Annotated in this window: 21 protein-coding genes; 12 read left to right on the top strand and 9 right to left on the bottom strand. The window is 72.9% G+C overall.

The window, feature by feature from the left end:
- The first annotated feature begins 93 nt into the window (after nt 1-93).
- The 4 genes from ACGF0J_RS15335 (at nt 94) to ACGF0J_RS15350 (ending at nt 4,937) form a co-directional block, all read left to right on the top strand.
- On the top strand, nt 94-1,692 hold the full coding sequence (locus ACGF0J_RS15335; RefSeq protein WP_393146025.1) for an ABC-F family ATP-binding cassette domain-containing protein: 1,599 nt from the start codon (nt 94-96) through the stop codon (nt 1,690-1,692).
- A 113-nt stretch (nt 1,693-1,805) separates the two neighbouring features.
- Entirely contained in the window at nt 1,806-2,021 is a 216-nt protein-coding gene (locus ACGF0J_RS15340) for a helix-turn-helix domain-containing protein (protein WP_020547488.1), read from the top strand.
- 120 nt (nt 2,022-2,141) lie between these two features.
- Nucleotides 2,142-2,975 (top strand): enoyl-CoA hydratase/isomerase family protein, encoded by an 834-nt coding sequence (locus ACGF0J_RS15345; protein ID WP_393146027.1) that lies wholly within the window; start codon nt 2,142-2,144, stop codon nt 2,973-2,975.
- Between the two features lie 75 nt (nt 2,976-3,050).
- Nucleotides 3,051-4,937 carry an ABC transporter ATP-binding protein gene (locus ACGF0J_RS15350; protein WP_393146029.1) on the top strand — a complete coding sequence of 629 codons (1,887 nt, stop codon included), beginning with the start codon at nt 3,051-3,053 and terminating at the stop codon, nt 4,935-4,937.
- Here ACGF0J_RS15350 and ACGF0J_RS15355 read toward each other — a convergent pair.
- Nucleotides 4,909-5,817, bottom strand: a complete 909-nt coding sequence (locus ACGF0J_RS15355) for a sulfotransferase family protein (protein WP_393146031.1) — start codon at nt 5,815-5,817, stop codon at nt 4,909-4,911. The two genes, ACGF0J_RS15350 and ACGF0J_RS15355, sit on opposite strands and share 29 nt — an antisense overlap.
- A gap of 54 nt (nt 5,818-5,871) precedes the next feature.
- On the opposite strand from ACGF0J_RS15355, the gene ACGF0J_RS15360 reads away from it, so the two are divergent.
- Together ACGF0J_RS15360 and ACGF0J_RS15365 are read left to right on the top strand one after the other, a co-directional pair.
- Nucleotides 5,872-6,768, top strand: coding sequence for an LD-carboxypeptidase (locus ACGF0J_RS15360; protein ID WP_393146033.1), 897 nt, complete (start codon nt 5,872-5,874; stop codon nt 6,766-6,768).
- 39 nt (nt 6,769-6,807) lie between these two features.
- The gene (locus ACGF0J_RS15365) at nt 6,808-7,713 is read left to right on the top strand and encodes a hypothetical protein (RefSeq protein ID WP_393146035.1); all 906 of its coding nucleotides are present in this window, start codon (nt 6,808-6,810) and stop codon (nt 7,711-7,713) included.
- A gap of 21 nt (nt 7,714-7,734) precedes the next feature.
- Here ACGF0J_RS15365 and ACGF0J_RS15370 read toward each other — a convergent pair whose 3' ends face one another.
- Nucleotides 7,735-9,546 (bottom strand): glycoside hydrolase family 15 protein, encoded by a 1,812-nt coding sequence (locus ACGF0J_RS15370; RefSeq protein ID WP_393146037.1) that lies wholly within the window; start codon nt 9,544-9,546, stop codon nt 7,735-7,737.
- Nucleotides 9,547-9,555: 9 nt separating this feature from the next.
- Complete coding sequence (locus tag ACGF0J_RS15375) at nt 9,556-10,194, bottom strand: YitT family protein (protein WP_393146039.1); 639 nt, start codon at nt 10,192-10,194, stop codon at nt 9,556-9,558.
- 63 nt (nt 10,195-10,257) lie between these two features.
- Here ACGF0J_RS15375 and ACGF0J_RS15380 point away from each other — a divergent pair, with 63 nt between their 5' ends.
- Nucleotides 10,258-11,688, top strand: a complete 1,431-nt coding sequence (locus tag ACGF0J_RS15380) for a PLP-dependent aminotransferase family protein (RefSeq protein ID WP_393146041.1) — start codon at nt 10,258-10,260, stop codon at nt 11,686-11,688.
- Here ACGF0J_RS15380 and ACGF0J_RS15385 read toward each other — a convergent pair.
- Nucleotides 11,574-12,590: a hypothetical protein gene (locus ACGF0J_RS15385; protein WP_393146043.1), complete on the bottom strand. Its 1,017-nt coding sequence runs from the start codon at nt 12,588-12,590 to the stop codon at nt 11,574-11,576. The two genes, ACGF0J_RS15380 and ACGF0J_RS15385, sit on opposite strands and share 115 nt — an antisense overlap.
- Before the next feature lie 220 nt (nt 12,591-12,810).
- Here ACGF0J_RS15385 and ACGF0J_RS15390 point away from each other — a divergent pair, with 220 nt between their 5' ends.
- The gene (locus ACGF0J_RS15390; RefSeq protein ID WP_393146045.1) at nt 12,811-13,776 is read left to right on the top strand and encodes a GntR family transcriptional regulator; all 966 of its coding nucleotides are present in this window, start codon (nt 12,811-12,813) and stop codon (nt 13,774-13,776) included.
- Between the two features lie 16 nt (nt 13,777-13,792).
- Here ACGF0J_RS15390 and ACGF0J_RS15395 read toward each other — a convergent pair whose 3' ends face one another.
- Nucleotides 13,793-14,407: a trimeric intracellular cation channel family protein gene (locus tag ACGF0J_RS15395; protein WP_393146047.1), complete on the bottom strand. Its 615-nt coding sequence runs from the start codon at nt 14,405-14,407 to the stop codon at nt 13,793-13,795.
- Nucleotides 14,400-14,591, bottom strand: a complete 192-nt coding sequence (locus ACGF0J_RS15400; protein WP_393146049.1) for a hypothetical protein — start codon at nt 14,589-14,591, stop codon at nt 14,400-14,402. The genes ACGF0J_RS15395 and ACGF0J_RS15400 overlap by 8 nt, the downstream gene beginning before the upstream one ends.
- A gap of 149 nt (nt 14,592-14,740) precedes the next feature.
- On the opposite strand from ACGF0J_RS15400, the gene ACGF0J_RS15405 reads away from it, so the two are divergent.
- From ACGF0J_RS15405 to ACGF0J_RS15420, 4 genes are all read left to right on the top strand, one after another.
- Nucleotides 14,741-16,573 carry an AMP-dependent synthetase/ligase gene (locus tag ACGF0J_RS15405; RefSeq protein ID WP_393146051.1) on the top strand — a complete coding sequence of 611 codons (1,833 nt, stop codon included), beginning with the start codon at nt 14,741-14,743 and terminating at the stop codon, nt 16,571-16,573.
- A gap of 86 nt (nt 16,574-16,659) precedes the next feature.
- Nucleotides 16,660-17,970, top strand: a complete 1,311-nt coding sequence (locus ACGF0J_RS15410; RefSeq protein ID WP_393146053.1) for a hypothetical protein — start codon at nt 16,660-16,662, stop codon at nt 17,968-17,970.
- Between the two features lie 119 nt (nt 17,971-18,089).
- Nucleotides 18,090-18,569 (top strand): hypothetical protein, encoded by a 480-nt coding sequence (locus ACGF0J_RS15415; RefSeq protein ID WP_393146055.1) that lies wholly within the window; start codon nt 18,090-18,092, stop codon nt 18,567-18,569.
- 195 nt (nt 18,570-18,764) lie between these two features.
- Nucleotides 18,765-19,418: a class I SAM-dependent methyltransferase gene (locus tag ACGF0J_RS15420; RefSeq protein WP_393146057.1), complete on the top strand. Its 654-nt coding sequence runs from the start codon at nt 18,765-18,767 to the stop codon at nt 19,416-19,418.
- An 89-nt stretch (nt 19,419-19,507) separates the two neighbouring features.
- On the opposite strand, the gene ACGF0J_RS15425 is transcribed toward ACGF0J_RS15420, so the two are convergent.
- Genes ACGF0J_RS15425 through ACGF0J_RS15435 form a run of 3 tightly spaced genes read right to left on the bottom strand, consistent with a single transcriptional unit; the run spans nt 19,508 to nt 21,658 of the window.
- Nucleotides 19,508-20,044 (bottom strand): NUDIX hydrolase family protein, encoded by a 537-nt coding sequence (locus ACGF0J_RS15425; protein ID WP_393146059.1) that lies wholly within the window; start codon nt 20,042-20,044, stop codon nt 19,508-19,510.
- Nucleotides 20,045-20,091: 47 nt separating this feature from the next.
- Complete coding sequence (locus ACGF0J_RS15430; RefSeq protein WP_393146061.1) at nt 20,092-21,075, bottom strand: CU044_5270 family protein; 984 nt, start codon at nt 21,073-21,075, stop codon at nt 20,092-20,094.
- On the bottom strand, nt 21,068-21,658 hold the full coding sequence (locus tag ACGF0J_RS15435; RefSeq protein WP_393146063.1) for an RNA polymerase sigma factor: 591 nt from the start codon (nt 21,656-21,658) through the stop codon (nt 21,068-21,070). Before ACGF0J_RS15435 ends, ACGF0J_RS15430 begins: the two co-directional genes overlap by 8 nt.
- Nucleotides 21,659-21,692: the final 34 nt, after the last annotated feature.

Below are 21,692 nucleotides of genomic sequence, written 5' to 3' on the forward strand. Positions count from 1 at the left end.
GGGGGCCATACACTGATCCGTATGCACACTCCCGATTGACCGGCGCAGCACGCCGAATCCCTCGTTTCCTAGCACGGGAGTGTTACGTCAACCATGATCATCGCCAGTGACATCGAGCTGCGCGCCGGCGCGCGCCTGCTCATCGAAACCGCCTCCTTCCGGGTCAACCCCGGCGACAAGATCGGCCTCGTCGGCCGCAACGGGGCCGGCAAGACCACGCTGACCAAGGTGCTGGCCGGTGAGGCGCTGCCCGCCGCCGGGTCGGTCACCACCAGCGGCAGCGTCGGCTACCTGCCGCAGGACCCCCGCACCGGCGACCTGGAGGTGCTCGCCCGCGACCGCATCCTGTCGGCGCGGGGCCTCGACGAGGTGCTGCGCAAGCTGCGCCAGGCCGAGCTGGGCATGTCGTCGGCCGACGAGCGCACCCGCGAGAAGGCGGTGCGCCAGTACGGCCGGCTGGAGGACCAGATGCACGTGCTCGGCGGCTACGCGGCCGAGTCGGAGGCGGCCTCCATCGCCTCCAGTCTCGGCCTGCCGGACCGGGTGCTCTCCCAGCCGCTGAAAACGCTTTCTGGCGGTCAGCGCAGGCGCGTCGAATTGGCCCGCATTCTTTTCAGCGGAGCGGAAACTCTCCTTCTCGACGAGCCGACAAACCACCTAGATGCGGACTCAATCGGATGGCTTCGCGATTTTTTGCGATCCCATCAGGGCGGCTTGGTGATCATCAGCCATGACGTAGACCTTCTTGAAGCGACGGTCAACAAGGTCCTGCACCTCGACGCGAACCGATGCGTGATCGACCACTACAACGTGGGTTGGAAAGCTTACCTTGCGCAACGGGAGACCGACGAGAAGCGGCGCAAGCGCGAGCGGGCCAACGCCGAGAAGCAGGCGGGCGCGCTGCTCGCCCAGGCCGACAAGATGCGCGCCAAGGCCACCAAGGCCAAGGCCGCCCAGGACATGATGCGCCGCGCCCACCGGCTGCTCGCCTCCACCGAGGAGGAGCGCCAGAGCGACAAGGTGGCCAGGCTGCGCTTCCCGGAGCCGCAGCCGTGCGGCCGCACCCCGCTGGTGGGCGAGGGGCTGTCCAAGTCCTACGGCTCCCTGGAGGTCTTCACCGACGTCGACGTGGCCATCGACCGAGGTCACCGGGTCGTCATCCTCGGCCTCAACGGCGCCGGCAAGACCACGCTGCTGCGCCTGCTCGGCGGCGTCGAGCAGCCCGACTCCGGCGCCATCAGGCCCGGCCACGGCCTCAAGATCGGCTACTACGCGCAGGAGCACGAGACCCTCGACCCCGACCGGACGCTGCTGGAGAACATGCGCTCGGCCGGCGGCACGTTCACCGACACCGAGCTGCGCAAGGTGCTCGGATCCTTCCTGTTCACCGGAGACGACGTCGACAAGCCGGCCGGGGTGCTCTCCGGCGGCGAGAAGACCCGTCTGGCGCTGGCCATCCTCGTGCTGTCCAGTGCCAACGTCCTCCTCCTCGACGAGCCCACGAACAACCTCGACCCGGTCAGCCGCGAGCAGGTTCTGCAGGCCCTGAGGTCGTATTCAGGGGCGATCGTGCTCGTCACCCACGACGAGGGTGCCGTTGACGCCCTGTCACCGGATAGGGTGATCTTGCTACCGGACGGAACTGAAGACGCATGGAGCGACGAATTTTCCGATCTTGTGGCACTTGCCTGATCTTAATTTGGGTGGGTACGGATCTTTTCCCGTGGAGTAGGTAGCCGATCCCGCTGAAATGACTGATCATGGCGGAGTAACGCTGCGGAAGTCCGGCACTACAGGAGGTACTCGTGGCCGAGACACTGAAGAAGGGCACCCGGGTGACCGGGGCCGACCGGGAGAAACTGGCCGGCGATCTCAAGAAGCGCTATGCCGCGGGTGAGAGCATCCGCGCCCTGGCCGCTTCGACCGGTCGGTCCTACGGGTTCATCCACCGCATCCTGAGCGAGTCCGGCGTGACTCTGCGCGGGCGCGGAGGGGCCACCCGAGGCAAGTCCAAGCGCTGACGGCCGCCTCGGAACGTGCGACCGCAGCCGCTCGTCCCTAGTCAGCCAGCCGTCGCGCCCGGGCCCAGAATGACGTTCTGTAAGCTCGGGCGCGACGGTTCAGTGATGAAGGAGCGGGCGATGGCGGAAGCGAAGGCGCCACATCGGCGCGGGGGGTTCACGGCGGACGGCTCTGCCGGCACATCGGCGGAGACCGGACTGCGCTACGAGGTGGACGGTGAGATCGCGACGATCACGCTGGACCGGCCGGACAAGCGGAACGCGCAGACGTTCGCGACCTGGTCGGAGCTGGCCCGCATCGGCGACAGCCTGCCGGAGCAGGTGCGCGTCGTCGTCGTGAGAGGCGAGGGACCGTCCTTCTCGGCAGGGATCGACCTGCGTATGTTCACACCGGAGGGAGTGCCCGGACAGGGCTCGTTCGGCTCGGCCGCCAGGCTCGGCGCCGCGTCGTTCGAGCAGACGGTGCGGCAGGCTCAGCAGGGTTTCCTGTGGCTGCGCCGACCCGAGATCGTTTCCATCGCGGCCGTGCACGGTCACGCCATCGGCGCGGGGTTCCAGCTCGCGCTCGCCTGTGACCTGCGCATCGTGGCCGACGACGTCAAGTTCTGCATGAAGGAGCCCGCGCTGGGGCTGGTGCCCGATCTGACCGGCACCAAGCCGCTCGTGGAGCTCGTGGGCCTGGCCAAGGCGACCGACATCTGCCTGACCGCCAGGATCGTGGAGGCCGACGAGGCCCTGCGCATCGGCCTCGCCGAGCGCGTCGTGACCCGCGACGAGCTGGCGGACGCCGTCCGAGACAAGACCACCGAGCTGCTGTCCACCAACCGCGACGCGGCGGCGGCGACCAAACGACTCCTCCAGGGCGCGGCGGGGCGCACCCTGGAGGAGCAGAGCGCGGCCGAGCGGGCCGAGCAGGCGGCGCGCTTCAAGGCGCTGTTCGGCGGCGCCTCCTGACGGGAGTTACGCGCTGAGCTGACGGGGGAACACGGCGATGACCCCGAGCGCTCACACCGGGGAGGAGGACCCCGGATGGCGATGATGGGATCGGGCTTCGGCCCGCAGATGATGGCGTCGATGCGGCGCGACGACTCCGTCACCAAGCAGCGGCTGCGGCCTGGCACGGTCCGGCGCATCGCCCGCTACGCCCGGCCGCACGGCCGGCAGATCACGGCGTTCCTGCTGCTCGTCATGGCCGGGGCCGTGATCGTGGTGGCCAACCCGCTGCTGATGAAGGCCATCATCGACGACGGCATCCTGCCCCGGCGGCCGGGCGTCGTCGTCGGCCTGGCCGTCGCCATCGCCGTCCTGGCGCTGGTCGACGCCGCGCTCACGCTCGCGCAACGGTGGTTCTCCGCCCGCGTGGGGGAGGGGCTCATCTACGACCTGCGCACCGAGGTCTTCGACCACGTCCAGCGCATGCCGGTGGCGTTCTTCATGCGCGCGCAGACCGGCGCGCTCGTCTCGCGGCTCAACACCGATGTCATCGGCGCCCAGCGAGCCCTGACCAGCACCCTGTCATCGGTCGTGTCCAACGTGATCAGCCTGGTCATCGTGCTCGGCGCCATGCTCGTGCTGTCGTGGCAGGTGACCCTGGTCGCCCTCGTGCTGCTGCCCGTCTTCGTGGTGCCCGCCAAGTGGGTGGGGCGCCGCATGTCCGCGCTGACGCGCGAGCAGATGCAGCTCGACGCCGAGATGAGCTCCGTCACCACCGGGCGGTTCAACGTGGCCGGCGCGATGCTCGCCAAGCTCTACGGCCGGCCCGAGGACGACGCCGCGCTGTTCGGCGCCCGCGCGGCCAGGGTGCGCGACGTCGGCGTCACCGTCGGCATGTACGGCACCTTCTTCCGCGTCGCGCTCGGCCTGGTCGCCGCGCTCGCCACCGCCCTCGTGTACGGCGTCGGCGGCATGCTGGCCGTCGGCGACGTGTTCGAGCTGGGCACGCTGGTCGCCCTGACGGCGCTGCTCATGCGCCTCTACGGCCCGCTGACCTCGCTGTCCAACGTGCAGGTGGACGTCATGACGGCGCTGGTCAGCTTCGACCGCGTCTTCGAGGTGCTCGACCTCAAGCCGATGGTGGCCGAGCGGCCGGACGCCGTGCCGGTGCCCGCCGGGCCGGTGACGATCGAGTTCGACGACGTCCGCTTCCGCTACCCGGCGGCCGAGGAGGTGTCGCTCGCCTCGCTGGAGTCGGTGGCCAAGCAGGACACCGGCCCCTCCCACCCGGTGCTCGCCGGCGTGTCGTTCACCGCGGCCCCCGGCCGGCTGGTCGCCCTCGTCGGGCCGTCCGGCGCGGGCAAGACCACGATCACCTCGCTGGTGTCGCGGCTCTACGACGCCACCGAGGGCGCGGTCCGGCTCAACGGGCTCGACGTGCGGGAGGCCACGCTCGCCTCGCTGCGCGACACCGTCGGGGTGGTCACCCAGGACGCCCACCTGTTCCACGACACGATCGGGGCCAACCTGCGTTACGCCCGCCCCGAGGCCGGCGACGAGCAGCTGTGGGAGGCGCTGCGGGCCGCGCAGATCGCCGACCTGGTCGAGAGCCTGCCCGACGGCCTCGACACCGTCGTGGGCGACCGCGGCCACCGCCTGTCGGGCGGTGAGAAGCAGCGCCTGGCGCTGGCCAGGCTGCTGCTGAAGGCGCCGCGCGTGGTCGTGCTCGACGAGGCCACCGCCCATCTCGACTCCGAGTCGGAGGCCGCCGTGCAGCAGGCGCTCAAGACCGCCCTGGCCGGCCGCACCTCCCTGGTCATCGCCCACCGGCTGGCCACCATCCGCGAGGCCGACGAGATCCTCGTCGTCCAGGACGGCCGCATCGCCGAGCGGGGCGCCCACGACGAGCTGCTGGCCCGCGGCGGGCTCTACGCCGAGCTGCACCGCACCCAGTTCAGCTCGGCAGATAGCCCAGCCTCATGAGCTCCTGACGGGCGACCTTCTCCACCAGCGTCGCGTCGGCGGGCCGCAGCCGCGTCCGCCAGGCTCCCGGCTCGGCGCCCCGGCCGCCCAGGGGCGGGCCGTCACCTCCGCCGTACAGGGCGACCTTGGAGACGCGGCTGCCGAGGAAGTCGGTGAGCGCCGCCACCGTCCGCGCCGGCTGGAGCGCGAGGTCCTCGTAGCGCACCGTCAGCAGCCGCTCCTCCGGCAGGTCGCGGCGGAGCGCGGCGTTGAGCCGCACCGCGCTGCGCCAGCGCAGCGCGCACTTGCCCGCCACCGGCATGCCCTTCCACTTCTCGACGTGCTCGTCGCGGTTGACGCCGAGGAAGGCGTTGGGGAACTCGGTCTGCCCGGTCAGCATCGCCGGCTTGAACCACGTCAGGCACGCCGGGTCGTCCAGCATGTCGGCGACCACGTCGCGGCCGTCGCGGATGAGCTGCACGAACCTCGCGTCGGGGAAGGCCCGCTGCAGCACCGGGGCGCAGTAGAGCAGGTCGGGGCTCGCGTCACCGAACCTCGTCACCGAGCCGGGAGCCACGCACGGGCCGCCGGCCGTCACGCCGCCCGCCTCCCGGCAGGGCTCGGCGCAGCGCCCGCACGAGCCGGGCAGCACCTGCCACGACTCGGCCAGCGCGTCGCGCAGCACCCGGACCGCTCCGGAGCTCTCGGCGATCGACGGCTTGCGCGCGAAGGCGTACACGACGTGGGCGACGGACGCGCGGCCCATCGTCACGTGGAAGCCGGGGGAGCGTTTGAGGGCGCGGCCGACCAGGTCCGCGCCGGAATGCGGGGCTCCCAGCAGGAAGACCGGCCTGCGGACCTTGATGCCGTTGACCACGAGGATGTGGGGCGGAAGTCGCATACGTCAGGTAAGTGTGGCACCGTTTTGCGGGTGGCCGAGCCAAGGAGTCGATCCATGCAGCAAGGTGACACCGTCGCCATCGTCTCACCGTCGGGCCCGCCGGACGCCGCCCTGCTCGCCCGGGGGGTGGAGCGGCTGGAGCAGGGGCTGGGTCTCAAGGTGATCGTCGGCGGCCGGGTGCTCGACCGGCAGGAGCTGTCCTATCTCGCCGGCTCCGACGCCGCTCGCGCGGCCGACCTGCAGGCCGCCTGGTGCGATCCGGCGGTGTCGGCGGTGTTCTGCTCCAGGGGCGGCTACGGCGCGGCCCGGCTGCTCGGCCTGCTCGACTGGGACGCCATGCGCGCGGCCGGTCCGAAGATCCTGGTCGGCTCCAGCGACATCACGGCGCTGCACCACGCCTTCGCCGCCGAGCTGGGCGTGCCCACCCTGCACGGGCCGATGCCGGCCTGCCTGACCATCGCCGACGAGCACGAGCCGGAGCCGCGCTCGTTCGAGCACCTGCGGGCGGCGCTGTTCGGGCCGCCGGGGCCGGTCACCGGCGACCGGGTGCTCGTGCCGGGCCGGGCCGAGGGCATACTGGCGGGCGGAAACCTGTCGCTGCTGGCCTCGATGTGCGGCACCCGCTACCAGCCGGCGTTCGCCGGGCGGATCGTGCTGCTGGAGGACATCGGCGAGGAGCCGTACCGGATCGACCGGATGCTCACCCAGCTCCTGCAGGCGGGCGCCTTCGACGGGGTGCGGGGCTTCGCGCTCGGCTCGTGGGTGGACTGCGGCGACCCGTATCCGGTGCTGCGCGACCGGCTCGCGCCGCTGGGGGTGCCGGTCCTGGCCGGGCTGCCCGTTGGGCACGGATCACCCCAGCTGAGTGTGTGGCTTGGGACGCTTGGGGTTATCGATACCGAATCGTGCTCGCTGGCTGGTCTGTTCCGCGACGGCGACCAGGCAAGGTAGAGAGACATACCGGGACGAAACGGACATGGAGGCGTGCGCGTGGCCTGGCTGAGACGCGACCGGAAGCCGTCACAGAGGGCGGCCGAGGACATCGACCTCGACTCGCTGCTCGCGCTCGTCGCCGAATCCCGGGGCTACCGCTGCGCCTTCGCCGTCGACGGCCACACCCTGACCCTGCACAGGGACGGGCCCGCGTCCGTGCCGCGGCGGGCGGGGGAGGGCGCCGGAGAGATCGTCGTGCGGCTGACCGGACTGCGGCGGGTGGCCGGGAGGCGGACCAGGGAGGACTGGCCCATGCTGGTCTCCGAGCACCTGTCCCACGCCGTCGCCGTGGCCGGCGACCCGCTCGACGTGGGCGACCTCGACCAGGTGCGGCCGCTGCTGCGCACCCGCGTGGAGGCCGTCGACGAGGTGGCCGACCTGACCCGGGTGGTGGGCCGCCACCTCAACGGCGACCTGGTGGAGCTGCTGACCGTGGGCTCCCGCGCGGTGCGCCCGGAGGAGGCGGGCTGCTGGCCCGTGCCGCCGGGACAGGCGCTGGAGATGGCCGCCTCCAACGTCCGGCGCGAGCGGCTGTCGGTGGAGGCCATCCAACTGTCCGGCACGCCCGTCTCACGCCTGACCGGGCAGGGCCCGTCCACGGCCACGCACCTGCGCTGGCTCGGCGACTACGTCTCCGTGCCGGCCGACGGGGTGCTCGCCGTGCTGCCCGACCCGTACACGCTGCTCGTGTACCCGGTGACCGGGATCGGCGCGGTGCGCGCCATCGAGCGGCTGCGCGTGCACGCCGCACGCACCGGCGGGCTCAGCGCGCAGGTCTACTGGTGGCACGAGGGGCGGCTGCGACTCATCAAGGCCGACATCGTGCTGCACGGCGGGCAGACGCGGCTGGTGGTGGCGCCGCCGCCGGAGTTCGCCCGCGTCCTCGCCCGCCTCGCCGCCTGAGCCGCCCCGCCCTTTCACCGGTCAGGGCCGGGCCTCCGAGTGGCCCTCCGAGGACAGCATGCCCTCCGACGGGGCGTCCGCGGACAGCGCCCGCGCCGCGTGCACGAGGGGCACGTGGCTGAACGCCTGCGGGAAGTTGCCGACCAGCCGGCCGTAGCGGGGGTCGTACTCCTCCGCCAGCAGCCCCACGTCGTTGCGCAGCGCCAGCAGCCGCTCGAACAGCTCCCGCGCCTCCTCCCTGCGCCCCTGCATGGCCATCACCTCCACCAGCCAGAAGCTGCACGCCAGGAACGCCCCCTCCCCGCCCGGCAGCCCGTCGACGTCGTTGTCGGCCGCCACCGGGTAGCGCAGCACGAAACCGTCGGACATCAGCTCCTTCTCGATGGCCGCCACGGTGCCGAGCACGCGCGGATCGTCGGCCGGCAGGAAGCCGACGATCGGCATCAGCAGCAGCGCCGCGTCCAGCTCGGAGGAGCCGTAGGACTGGGTGAAGGTGTTGCGCCGCGGGTCGTAGCCCTTGGCGCAGATCTCGGCGTGGACGGCGTCGCGGGCCGCCCGCCACCGATCCACCGGCCCGGCCAGGCCGAAGCGCTCGACGCTGCGCACCGCGCGGTCGAGGGCCACCCAGCACATCATCTTGGAGTGGGTGAAGTGCCGGCGCGGGCCGCGCACCTCCCACAGGCCCTCGTCGGGCTCGTCCCAGTGCTCCTCGACGTAGGCGAGCAGCTCGCGCTGGATGGACCAGGAACGGTGGTCGACCGTCAGTCCGGAGTCGTGGGCGAGGAACAGGCAGTTCATCACCTCGCCGTAGACATCGAGCTGGAGCTGGTTGACCGCGTCGTTGCCGATCCGGACCGGCCGCGAGTCCTCGTAGCCGTCGAGCCAGTCGAGCTGCATCTCGGGCAGCCGGCGCTCCCCGGCCACGCCGTACATGATCTGCAGGTCCTGGGGGCGGCCCGCGATGGCGCGCAGCAGCCACGCGCGCCAGGAGGCGGCCTCCTCCAGGTAGCCGTTGCCGATCAGCGCGTCGATCGTCATCGTGGCGTCGCGCAGCCAGCAGAAGCGGTAGTCCCAGTTGCGCACCCCGCCGAGGTCCTCCGGCAGGGACGTCGTGGGGGCGGCCACGATGCCGCCGGTGGGGGCGTAGGTGAGCGCCTTGAGCGTGATGAGCGAGCGCACCACGGCGTCGCGCCAGGGGCCCTCGTCACAGCACCGGCCCACCCACTCGGTCCACATGGCCTCGGTCTCGGCGAGCTGGTCCTCGCACTGGATCTGCGGCGGCATCGGCTCGTGGGACGGGTGCCAGGTGAACACGAACGGCAGGCGCTGGCCCGCCCGGACGTGAAACGTGGCGTGGTGGGCGTAGTCGCCGCCCCTGAGCGGGACGGGGGAGTGCAACCACACCGAGTCGGGCCCGCCGACCGCCTGAAGATGGCCGTCGGTGCGGCGCACCCACGGCACGATCCTGCCGTAGTCGAAGCGCACGCGGAGTTGCGTGGACATCTCGACGGTGCCCGACACGCCCTCCACGATGCGCACGACGTCGGGGTTGACGTCGCGCGGCGGCATGAAGTCGATCACGCGGACGGTGCCGGTGGGGGTGTCCCACTCGCTTTCCAGGATGAGCGTGTCGGGGCGGTAGCGGCGCCGGTCGGCGGGCCTGCGGCCGGTGGGGCCGAGCCACCAGTGACCGTTGCGCTCGCCGCCGAGCAGGGCCGCGAAGCACGCGGGAGAGTCGAACCTCGGCAGGCAGAGCCAGTCGATGGAGCCGTCCCTGGCGACCAGGGCCGCCGACTGCATGTCCCCGATGAGTGCGTAGTCCTCGATCCGCATGCCTCGACGCTACTCGGCCGGACGGCCCCTGCCGACCCGCGGTGCCGTCTCCAACGGGAACCAGCGGCCGAACAACTGCGTCAGCGGCCCGATGGCCACGGCGAAGACCACGGTGCCGACGCCGACCGTGCCGCCCAGCAGCCAGCCGGCCGCCAGGACCCCGACCTCGATGAGGAAGCGGCCGAGCCGGACCGACAGGCCGAGGCGCACCAGGCCCGTCATGAGGCCGTCACGCGGTCCGGGGCCCATGCCCGCGCTGATGTACAGGGTCGTGGCCAGCGCGATCGACACCACGGCGAGCACCAGGTAGAGCCAGCTCAGCGTCCAGTGACCGGGTGCGGGCAGCAGCAGGATCGCCGCGTCGGCGAACAGGCCCACGAAGATCACGTTGCTGATCGTGCCGACCCCGGGCCGCTGCCGCAGCGGGATCCACAGCAGCATCACCAGCGCGCCGACCGCGATGATGACGGTGCCGATCGTGAGTCCGGCCCGCAGGGCGACGCCCTGGTGGAAGGCGTCCCACGGGTTGTTGCCGAGCCCCGAGCCGACCTGGAGCCCGATGCCGCCGCCGTAGAGGGCGAGACCGCCGTACAGGCGGAGCAGGCGGGCGGGCAGGGATCCGGCGTAGGGGAGTGTCGCTTCGCTCATAGTGGCACCACAGTGGCAGGCCACCGGCTTGCGATAACAGGACCAATCCTGAAAAGTGGCCTTATGAGACATCTGGGGGCGGCACAGCTGGCCCGGCTCGCCGACGTGCCGGAGCAGGCCAGGCCCTACTACCGGGCGCTCGCCGACGCCGTGCGGACGCTCATCACGGACGGGCGCGTCCCCGTCCGGGTGCGCATGCCCGCCGAGCGGCACCTGGCGCAGGCCCTGGGCGTCAGCCGCACCACCGTGACCGCCGCCTACGACCTGCTGCGCGAACGCGGCTACCTGGAGAGCCGGCAGGGGTCGGGCAGCTGGACCGCGCTGCCCGACCCCGCCTCGGCCGTCGACAACCCGTGGCTGTCCACCGGCGCCGACGGCCTGATCCAGTTGCACGCCGCCGCCCCGCCCGCCCCGTCCGCGCTGCGCACGGCGATGGCCGAGGCGGTCGAGGACCTGCCCAGGTACGGCATGGGCCACGGCTACCACCCGATGGGCCTGCCCGTGCTGCGCGAGCGGATCGCCGCCCGCTACACCGCCCGCGGCGTGGCCACCCGCCCCGAGCAGATCCTCGTCACCACCGGCTCCCAGCACGCCATCCAGATCGTCACCGGTCTGCTGCTCGGCGCCGGAGACCCGGTGCTGGTCGAGTCGCCCACCTACCCGCACGCCATCGACGCCGCCCGCATGCGCGGCGCCCGGCTGGTGCCCGTCGGCATCTCGCACGAGGGCTGGCAGCCCGACCTGCTCGCCTGCGCCATGCGCCAGGCGGCCGCCCGGGTGGCCTACCTGATGCCCGACTTCCACAACCCCACGGGCGCGCTCATGGACGACGCCACCCGCGCCGCCGTCGCCGGGGCCGCCCGGCGGCACGACACCACCCTAGTGATCGACGAGACGTGGTCGGAGCTGGATCTGGACGAGGTGCCGCGGACCGCGCCGATGGCGGCGTTCGACACCGACAGCCGGGTCGTCAGCATCGGCTCGGCCTCCAAGCTGTGGTGGGGCGGGCTGCGCATCGGCTGGGTGCGCACCACCGCCGCGCTGGCCCGCCGGCTGGCGCTGCACCGGGCGTCGGTCGACATCGCCAGCCCCGTCCTGGAACAGCTCGTGGTGGCCCGGCTGTTCGACCGGATCGAGGAGACCAGGGCCGAGCGCCGGCGCACCCTGTGCGCCTCCCGCGAGGCGCTCGTGACCGCGCTGCGCGAACACCTGCCAGGGTGGGCCTTCACCGTGCCGCGCGGCGGCGGCAGCCTGTGGGTGCGGCTGGACGAGGGCTCGGCCGTGTCCCTGTCCGAGGTCGCCGCCGGGCACGGCGTGCGGCTGGCCCCGGGGCCGTGGTTCGGCGTGGAGGGCACGCTGGAGGGCTATCTGCGCCTGCCCTACACCTTGGCGCCGCCGGTGCTGCGCGAGGGCGTGGCCCGCATCGCCGCCGCCCGCGAGCGGGGGCCCGCCGGGGCGGCCCGCCCGCCCGACTCCTTCGTCGCGATGGTCTGACCGCGGCGGGCCCGCTCGGCGCGGTGGGCCGCCGCGACGGCCAGGGCCGCCGTCAGCGCGGTCATGACGGCCGTCGCCGCGAGCGCGGTCCAGGTGGCCGCGTCGGGGTGGATCAGCGACTGGCCGCGCAGCGCCTGCCAGGCGGTGATGGTGAACAGCGCGCTGTAGCCCACGATGACGACCCCGGTGAGCCGGGCGCGTACGCGTTCGTGGCGCAGCAGGCCGATCCGGGTCGCGAGAGCGGTGAGAACCAGCACCGTGAGCACGAACACCTGGACGGAGTGCAGGCCGATGAAGTGCGGGACGCGCAGGTCGCCGCCCGTGGTGCTCCAGTTCGTGATCGGCATGCCGCCGCCGTCCGGTGCCCCGACCCCGTGTCCGCCCACCAGCGGGACCGCGTTGCCGTAGGCGTCCTCGACCGTGCGGGGCCCGGCCGACGAGGTCCACCCGGTGATGAAGGACGCCAGCGCCATGCCGAGGACGGCCAGCCCGAGCCCGGCACGCAGGGCCCAGGTGAGCGCCGCGTCACCGATGCGCTGGAACAGCAGCATGACGGCGACGATCAGGCTGGCCCCGAACAGCCCGAACACGCCGGTGGAGAAGATCTGCTGCCCGATCCGGTTGAACGTGTCGGTGCCGGCGTTGAAGTGGCTGAAGGTGCCGCGGGCGGCCTGCACCGCGATGAAACCGACGTCGATCAGGCCGGCGACGGCGAAGACCGTTCCGACCAGCCACATCGTGCGTCGCGCCCGGCGCAGCTTCGGTATCAGCCAGGCGAGCGTCGCGCCGTACATGACGAACGACGCCCCGAACTTCAGCGGCTTGGCCCAGACCGACTGGTGCAGGAGTTCGCGACCGTCGGCGAAGAGACCGACGCCCGCGACGGCGACCAGTGCGGACATGGCCGCCACCATGATCATGAGTGGCCGATGCCACGACCGTAGTTCGGCATAGGCTGTCGCCTTCGCTCGCCACATGTGTGCGTACGGCGTATTCAATGTCATGCGTACATCGTATGGGCACGTCCTGTCGGTTTCATGACTTCACCGGCCCACTGCAAGAGAAAGTGTACTAGTGTGCTTGAATAATGAACTAGTACACTGAAGGGATGGGAAGGCACTCATGACCACGCAACGTCCGGATCCGCCCTACCGGCGCATCGTCGCGGAGCTCCGTACCCGGATTCTGGCCGGCGACCTGCGGCCAGGCGATCGCGTGCCGTCCATCCGGCAGATCGCCCAGCGATGGGGTGTCGCGGTCGCGACCGCGACCAAGGTGGTGGCGGCCCTGCGTGACGAGGGACTGGTCGAGGCGAAGGTCGGCGCCGGCACGGTGGTCAGCGGCGCACGCGCGAGCCGAAGGGAGCGGCCGGCCGGTCCGGCCGGGCTGCCGACGGCGCGGCAGCCCGGCGTCCCCAAGGGCTCGCTGAACCGCAGGCACGTCCTGCGCGCCGCCATTGCGATCGCCGACGCCGAAGGGCTCGGCGCGGTGTCCATGCGGCGGCTCGCGGCCGAGCTCGGCGCGGGCCCGATGTCGCTGTATCGGCACGTGACGGGCAAGGACGAACTGGTGACGCAGATGGCCGACGAGGTCTTCGGCGAAGTGGAGCTGCCCGTGCCGGGGCCGGAGGGGTGGCGGGCCAAGCTGGAGCTGATCGCCTACCGGCAGTGGGAGCTGTCCCGGCGGCACCTCTGGCTGCCCAGGGCCGTCTCGTTCACCCGCCCCTTGCTGGTGCCCAACATGATGGCCCACACCGAGTGGACCCTGCGCGCACTCGACGAGCTCGGGTTGCCCATGGAGACCCGGCTCCGCGAGGCCCTCACGCTGCCCGCACTGGTCCGCACCGTGGCGCTGTCCATGGCGGAGGAGACCGAAGCCGAGCAGGAGACCGGCGTGACGCTCGACGGGTGGTGGCTGCTCCAGCGCAAGCGGGCCGACGAACTCCTCGGCACTGGACAGTTCCCGCTCCTGGCCACGCTCCCCGAGGAGACGGGGTCGGACCTGGACGGGATGTTCGACTACATCCTGGCACGCCACCTCGACGGGTTCGCCGTCATGATGAGCAGGGGTGCGGCTCGCCCTCGGTGATCAACCCCGGCCCGGCTCAGTCCGGCGGGGCGACGCCCCGCGCCAGCGGGGCCCGCCAGCGGTACCGCATCGCCGCGATGCGCAGCCCGAAGGCCAGTACGGCGGAGGCCAGCGTCACCGGCCAGCCGTGCAGGCCAGCCGCGGACAGCCCGGCCATCATCGTCGAGCCGAGCAGCGCCGGGACGGCGTAGAGCTGCCGGTCGTACAGCAGGGTCGGGATCTCACCGGCCAGCACGTCGCGCAGCATGCCGCCACCCACGGCGGTGGCGACGCCGAGCAGGGTCGCGTGCAGCGGACTCAGCCCGTACTCCAGGGCCTTGAGGGTGCCGACCGAGCAGAACAGGCCGAGACCGGCCGCGTCGAGCACGAGGATCGCCGGCATCACCTTGGCCACGTGCGGATGCCAGAAGAACACGATCGCCGTGGCCGCCAGCGGCACCAGCACGTAGCCGACGCTCTGGAAGGCCGCCGGCCGGACGTTCAGCACGAGGTCGCGCACCACGCCGCCGCCGAGCGCGGTCATCTCGGCGAGCACGGCCATGCCGACCACGTCGAGCCGCTTGCGCACGCCCATGAGCGCGCCCGACAGGGCGAAGACGAAGATCCCGATGAGGTCGAGAAGCTCAGGCACGTTCGTCATTACTACCGGACGGCCCGCCACCCGGGTCACGCAGGGCGGGCTCGTGGTGCTCGGCCGCCAGGAACGTGGTCAGGATCGCGCGCAGGCCGTACCGGCGGAAGCGCTCCCACATCTCGGTGCCGAACAGGGGCGCCAGGCCCCACGGGTGCCCGAAGAAGGTCCGTTCGTTCGTCATGGCGCACCCCCGGACAGCACTCTCCGCTCGTGGAGCATCACCTTACGCGGTCGCTGCTCCGGTTTCCGCCAAGGGTCTTGCCGCTACCCCGGTCGTGTGGTGCGATGCATGCCCCTGGCGCAGGCGAACACTGACTGGAGGCGGGTGGCATGGCCGATGTCCTCGAGGTCCGGGCCGAGATCGAGAGCCTGATCGCGGGCCGTACCGTGTGCGAGCAGCTCCGGCGGGTGGCCGAACGGCACCCCGACGCCCCCGCCTACTCCGACCCCGTCGAGGACGGCTGGGTGACCCTCGGGTACGCCGAGGCCCGGCGGCGGGTCCTGGAGATCGCCGCCGGGTTCGCCGCGCTCGGGCTGCGGCCCGGCGAGGCGGTGGCGCTGATGATGGTCAACCGCAGCGAGCACGTGCTGGCCGACCTCGGCGCGGTGCACGCGGGCGGCGTCGGCTGCACGGTCTACTCGACGTTCGCGCCGGAGCAGATCGCGTTCGTGGCGGACGACGTGGGCGCCAGGTTCGCGGTCCTCGGCGGGCCCGACGACCTGGCGCGCTGGGAGGACGTGCTGGACCGGCTGCCGGGCCTGCGCCGCGTCATCATGCTGGAGGGCGCTCCCGCCGGAGACAGGTTCCTGGCGTGGGACGACTTCCTGGCCCTCGGCCGGTCGGCGCTGGCCGCCGATCCCGCCGCCGTCGAGGCGCGCTGGCGGGCGGTCACGCCCGACGACGTGGTCACCGTCCTCTACACCTCCGGCACGACCGGCATGCCCAAGGGCGTGCCGCTCACCCACCACAACGTGCTCTACGAGGTGGCGGCGACCAACCGGATGACCGGGCTGCCCGAGCTGGGCACGCAGATCTCCTACCTCACCTACGCGCACATCGCCGAGCGGGTGCTCAGCCTCTACCTGCCTCTGGCCAAGGCGTCGCACGTGCACTTCTGCACCGACCTGGCCGACCTGGGCGCCACCCTGGGCCAGGTCAGGCCCATGCTGTTCTTCGGGGTGCCGCGCGTGTGGGAGAAGATGATGGCCCGCCTGCTCGCCGTCCTCGCCGCCCAGCCGCAGGAGCAGCAGGACGCGGTCCGCCGGGCCATGGCGGCCGGCCTCGCCTACGTCGAGGCCGGCCAGTACGGCCACACCGTCACCCCCGAGATCCGGGCCGCGTTCGAGCAGGCCGACGAGTCGCTGCTGTCGATCGTGCGCGGCATGATCGGCTTCGACCGGGCCCGGTGGACCGCGACCGGCGCCGCGCCGCTGCCCGCCGAGGTGCAGCGCTTCTTCGCCGGCCTGGGGCTGAAGGTCATCGACGTGTACGGCATGACGGAGACGACCGGGGCGTTCACCGCCAACAGCCCCGACTGCTACCGGCTCGGCAGCGTCGGCCGGGCCGAGCCGGGGGCCGAGGTGCGCATCGCCGAGGACGGCGAGATCCTCACCCGCAGCCCGCTGAACACGCGGGGCTACCTCAACCGGCCCGACGGCACCGCCGAGCTGATCGACGCCGACGGCTGGCTGCACACCGGCGACATCGGCACCGTCGACGACGACGGCTTCTACCGGGTGATCGACCGCAAGAAGGAGCTGATCATCACCTCGGGCGGCGAGAACATCTCCCCGGCCGGCATCGAGAGCCAGCTCAAGGAGCACCCCCTGATCGGCCAGGCCCTCGCCTACGGTGACAACCGGCCCTACCCCGTCGCCGTGCTCACCCTGGACGCCGAGGTGGCGCCCGGCTGGGCGGCCGCACGCGGCGTCGAGGGCTCGCTCGCCGAGCTGGCCGTCCACCCGGAGGTGCTCAAGGAGGTCGAGGCGGCCGTCGCGGCGGCCAACGCCAAGCTGGCCCGGGTGCAGCAGGTCAAGCGGTGGGCGCTGCTCGGCGCCGAGTGGACGGCCGAGACCGAGGAGCTCACCCCGAGCCTGAAGCTGAAGCGGCGGGTCGTCCACGCCAAGTACGCCGACGTCATCGAGAGCCTCTACGCCGGCTGACCGCGGCGTGACGGTGCGCCGTTTTGCCATCCGGGGCGTGTGTCCTGGACCTCGCCATGACCGGGCGGTTCCTAGCGTCCTGTGTCATGACCAGAAGACTCGTACTCGTCTCGCTCGCGGTGGGGGCGCTCACGGTGCCCGCGCCGGCGTCCTCCGCCGCGACCGGGCACGCCCTCACGTCGTCCGTTCCCTCCGGTCTCGCCCCCGCGGCCGGTCTCGCCTCCGCGGCTGCCGCCACGACCCGGTCGGCGGCCTCGGCCCCTGTCGCGGCCCCTGTCGCGGCCCCCGCTCCGGCTCCCGCCCCGACCCCGGTCGCGCCCGGGCTCGCCATCCGGGAGATCCTGGTACGGCCGGCCGAGCCGGTGGTCGGCCCGGAGAACTCCGTCCGCATGGTGATCGACGTGATCGCCAAGGGTGTCCACGGCAAGGACGGCGTGACCGTCAAGGTCGAGCCAGGCGCGCCGCCGCAGCTCGCCGACGACTCCGGGGCGGCGCCGCCCACCCCGCAGCCGGCGGTGTCCACGCTCCCCGCCGAGGTGCGGCCCGGCGACCCGGCGCTCGCCCGGCCGGAGCCCGCCGCGTCCATGCCCGTCCAGCACGTGCCCTCACAGCCGCGGGCCGTCACCCTGCCGGCCACCGGCCCGGCGCCCTTCCCGCACGCGGCGGTCAAGGCCGCGGCCGGCAGGCCCGGCAAGGCGGCCAGGCCCGGCCGGGCGGGCGGGGCGGGCAAGGCGACGACCGCCGGCGGGCCGTTCGGGCGGCCCACCGGCCGCAAGCCGTCGAACATGGACTGGCCGCTGTCACGCTGGCCGGCCCGCCCCGGCCAGGCAGGTCACGCCGGGCGCGGGCCCGTCCGCCAGGGGGAGATGGGGCCGGCCGCCTGGCCGGACCGCGCGGCGCGCCTGGCCGCGGAGCCGGTCCGGGGTCGTACGGAGGGCTGGGAGACCTGGCGTTTCCTGCCGGACAAGGCACTCAACCGCTTCTACCCGTCCGGCACGTGGACGATCACGGCGACGGCCCGGGACGCGGCCGGGGCGAGCGTCACCAGGACCACCACGTTCCAGTTGCGCCGCGAGACCAGGCTGACGTCGGTGCGCTTCGGCGAGGCGCAGGGTCCCGCCCAGGTGCGGCTGAGCGGGGTGCTCAACCGGGTGGGGTCACGCGGCCACGCCGGCTACGCGGCGTTCGCCGAGCAGCCGGTCGAGATCCTCTGGCGCGCCGGCGCCTCGGGCTCCTGGCAGAAGGTGGCCGCCGCGTCGACGGGGGAGAGGGGCGCCTTCACCAGGACGGTGCGCGGCCGTCCGGGCGGCGGCCAGTGGCGGGTCCGCTTCGCCGGCACCGAGGACTACGCCCCGGTCCTGTCCCGTGTCTTCGACGTGGGTGGTCACCGGGACTGAGCGCGATGGCCGTTGTCGAATCGTGATCTTCTATGCTGAAACCTTTCTTCCCTTTTGCACATCTTTGTGAGTGACGCGCTCCGCCTGGGGCGTGTGCACACGGGGAAGGACCTTCGATCATGATGCGACGACTCGCCGCCGGCCTGGCGGCGGCCGCCCTCGGGGCCACCGTGCTGGGAGCGGCCTCCGCTCCGGCGCTGGCAGATCCCGGCTACGACGGCGGTCAGACCCGGCTGCAGTTCGACGCCAACCCGGAGCCCGTCTGGCGCGGCAAGACGCTGAGCCTGGAGGGCAAGCTGTCGGTGCAGTGCGACGAGGACTACATCAGCGGCTTCGTCTCCGTCCACCACGCCGACGACTGTGGCGAGTCCGAGAAGTGGCACCGGCTCGGCTGGAAGCGGATCACCATCCTCTTCAAGCCGAACCACAGCGGCCGGTGGCACTACGTGGACTCCGTCCGGACCAGCTCCGACGGCTACTTCCACGCCACCGCCCGGGCCCACACCTCGGGCACGTGGAAGGCCGTCTTCGACGGCTCCCGCGGGCTGGAGCCGGCCGGGGCCACCGACTACGTCAAGGTGATCGGCCGGCACCACTGATCCGGCCGACCGCTCCCGGACGCCCGGCTCCCGTCACGGGACGCCGGGCGTTCCGCGTTCGCGAGCCGTTCCCGGGCATGACCCGCCTCCTCCCTGGGTGCCATGCCGCCGATGATCCCCGGGGACGATGACGAACGGGGGACGGGCGGCTTAGGTTCGTGTCGAGAGGTACCTCGGCCGGAGGGTGGAACCGTCGTGGCGCGACTTCCCGAGCTCATGCACCGGGCCTTCTTCCAGACGATCTCCCTGCTGTCCCCGCGCGGGCAGGGCGAGGTGCTGCGCCGCTACTTCGACTGGTGGCACCGCAGTCCCGACCCGTGGCAGCTGGGCACCGACGGCTACGAGCGGCACAAGTACGAGGCCACCCTCGGCCAGGTGCCGGCCAGGCCGTACCGGCGGATCCTGGAGGTGGGCTGCAGCGAGGGCGTGTTCACCGGACTGCTGGCCGCTGCCCACCCCCGGGCGCGGATCATGGGGATCGACATCTCCCACCGGGCGCTGCTGCGGGCCCGCGACCGGACCAGGGACGCGGCGGCCCGCACGGCGCTCGTCCAGGCCGACCTCGTCACCCTCGCCACGGGGCGCGCCTTCGACCTCGTCTTCTGCGCGGAGACCCTCTACTACGTGGGCCGGCCCGACCGGTTGCGGCGGGCGTCGGAGCGGCTCGCCGGGGTGCTGGCCCCCGGCGGGGTGCTCGTCCTGGTGCACCCGTGGCCGGAGGCCGAGCGGCTGCACCGGTTCGTGGAGGAGGACCGGGCGCTGTCGCGGATCGCCCACCACGTGCACGACGCGTCGCACCGCCCCTTCTCCGTGGCGGTGTACCAGCACGAGCGCCGCGCGGCCGCCTGAGCCGCCGGCACCCGGCACCCGGAAGGGACGACGACGCGCCGGTCGGACTTCCCGGCCCACCCGCGCGCGACCTGCCCGGCCGCGCGCGCCTACGGCAGCCGCCCCACGTGCGCGAGCGCCTGCTTGAGCAGCACCCCGTGCCCGCCGGTCATCTCCTGCTGCACCATTGGCGAGGCCGCCTCCTCCGGCGTGAACCACACCAGGTCGAGCGCGTCCTGCCGGGGCCGGCAGTCGCCCCGCACCGGCACGATGAACGCCAGCGACACGGCGTGCTGGCGCGGGTCGTGGTACGGCGTGACCCCCGGCGTGGGGAAGTACTCCGCCACCGTGAACGGCGCCGGCGACGGCGGCAGGCTGGGCAGCGCCACCGGCCCGAGGTCCTTCTCCAGGTGGCGCAGCAGGGCGTCGCGCACCCGCTCGTGGTACAGCACCCGGCCCGAGACCAGGGCCCGGCTCACGGTCCCGTCCGGGGCGATGCGCAGCAGCAGGCCGACGTGGGTGACGATGCCCGTGTCGTCGACCCGCACCGGCACGGCGTCCACGTACAGGATCGGCATGCGGCCGCGCAGCGACTCCAGCTCCTCGGGAGACAGCCAACCGGACGCGGTTTCGGTCATTTCGGTCATCCGCTGATCGTACTTGCCTCCGGCCGCCGCACGCGGGACCACCTCGGCTACCCGGGGATGTCGCCCGGCCGCTCGACGACGCCCGCGGCGACCACCGCGCTGGCGTAGAAGCTCCCCGCCCGGAAGAGGACCTCGCCCCCCAGGACGTAGTCCCGCAGGTAGTCCACCCGCCTGCCGAGGAACTCGTAGGTCGCGGCGTCCAGGAGCAGGTACGACCGGGCCACCACCCGGCCGTCCGCGTCGCGTTCGGTGCCGACGCCGGGCGCGCCCCGCTCGTAGGCGATGCCCATGCCCGGCCGGCCCGCCGCGTCGCGCACGCCGCGGTCCACCCGGACACCCGGGATCCGGGCCAGGGCGCGGAAGATCGCCGCGTGCAGCCGGGGCGGCAGCGGAACCTCCTGGTCCAGGTAGACCGACAGGACCCGGAAGGCCCGCGCATCCGGGTGCTCGGCCGCGTGCGCCTCGCCCTCCGGCCTGGTCGCCCAGTGCCGGTCGGCCTTGACCCGCGCCAGCAGCTCGCCCGGGTCGGTGGGAAGGGCGGCCAGCCTGGCCGCGAACTCGCGCGGGGTCAGGTCGTCGTCCGCGGGATCCGGCACGGACGTGCGCGTCTCCAGCGGGCCGCGTCCCAGCCGTACGGCCTGCCGGGTGCCGTCGAACCGGGTCCAGTGCTCCTGGGTCTCGGCGGCGCCACCCGGCTGCCGGACGACCGTCTTCCGGTACATCCACTGGCGGGGGCGTGGCGTGGCGGCCGGCCGGCGCCGCTCGGCTGCCTGCGCGGCCTGCAGCAGCACCGCCTCCGCGCTCACCGGCTGCGTCTCCGTCGGCACGGCCGGCCGGCCGGTGGGGTACGGGGTGCCGGTCACGGCCACCGCCACGGCCAGCGCCGCGGCCACGCCCGCCCCCAGCAGGGAGGGCGTCAGCCGCAGCCGGCGCCGGGGCTTCAGCACCCGGGTACGCAGGTCGCGCAGCCGGTCGGCGCCGGGTTCCGGGGCGTCCGCCCGCATCTCGCCCAGCAGCTTCAGGTCATCCACGGGTCGCCTCCTCCTCGACGGCGGACGGGTCGGCTCCGCCCAGGGCCGCACGGGTCCTTCTCCGGGCACGGTGCAGGCGTGACCGCACGGTGCCGATGGGGACGCCGAGAGCCTGCGCGACCTCCTCGTAGCTGAGATCCGCCCAGGCGACCATCAGCAGCACCTCGCGGTCCGCCGGCGACAGCGTCGCGAGCGCTCCCGCCAGCTCGTGGTGCGCCCCCGTGGCCGACACCCGGGCCTCCACCCGGTCGGCGTAGCTCTCGGCCACCTCGTCCGTCCCGGTCCTGGCAAGCGCCCGGTACGCCCGGACCTCGGCGCGGCGGTGCTTGCCGATGAGGTTGGCGGCGATGCCGTACAACCAGGGGCGGGCGTCGCGGTGGGCGGTGTCGTAGCGCCCGAGCCGGCGGAAGGCGGCCAGGAACGTCTCGGCCACGATGTCATCGGCCAGGCTGTCCCCCAGCCGCCGGGTCACGTAGCGGTGCAGCGCGGGGGCGTGGCGGTCGAACAGCACGGAGAAGGCGGCGGGGTCGCGCCGGGCGCGCTCGATCACCTCCGCGTCGTCCGGTTCGGTATCCGTGATCACAAAGGGGCTCCCGTTTCGTGGGTCAGGTCACCCT

Origin of the sequence: Nonomuraea sp. NPDC047897, from assembly GCF_043204415.1 — a bacterium.
Taxonomy (GTDB): domain Bacteria; phylum Actinomycetota; class Actinomycetes; order Streptosporangiales; family Streptosporangiaceae; genus Nonomuraea.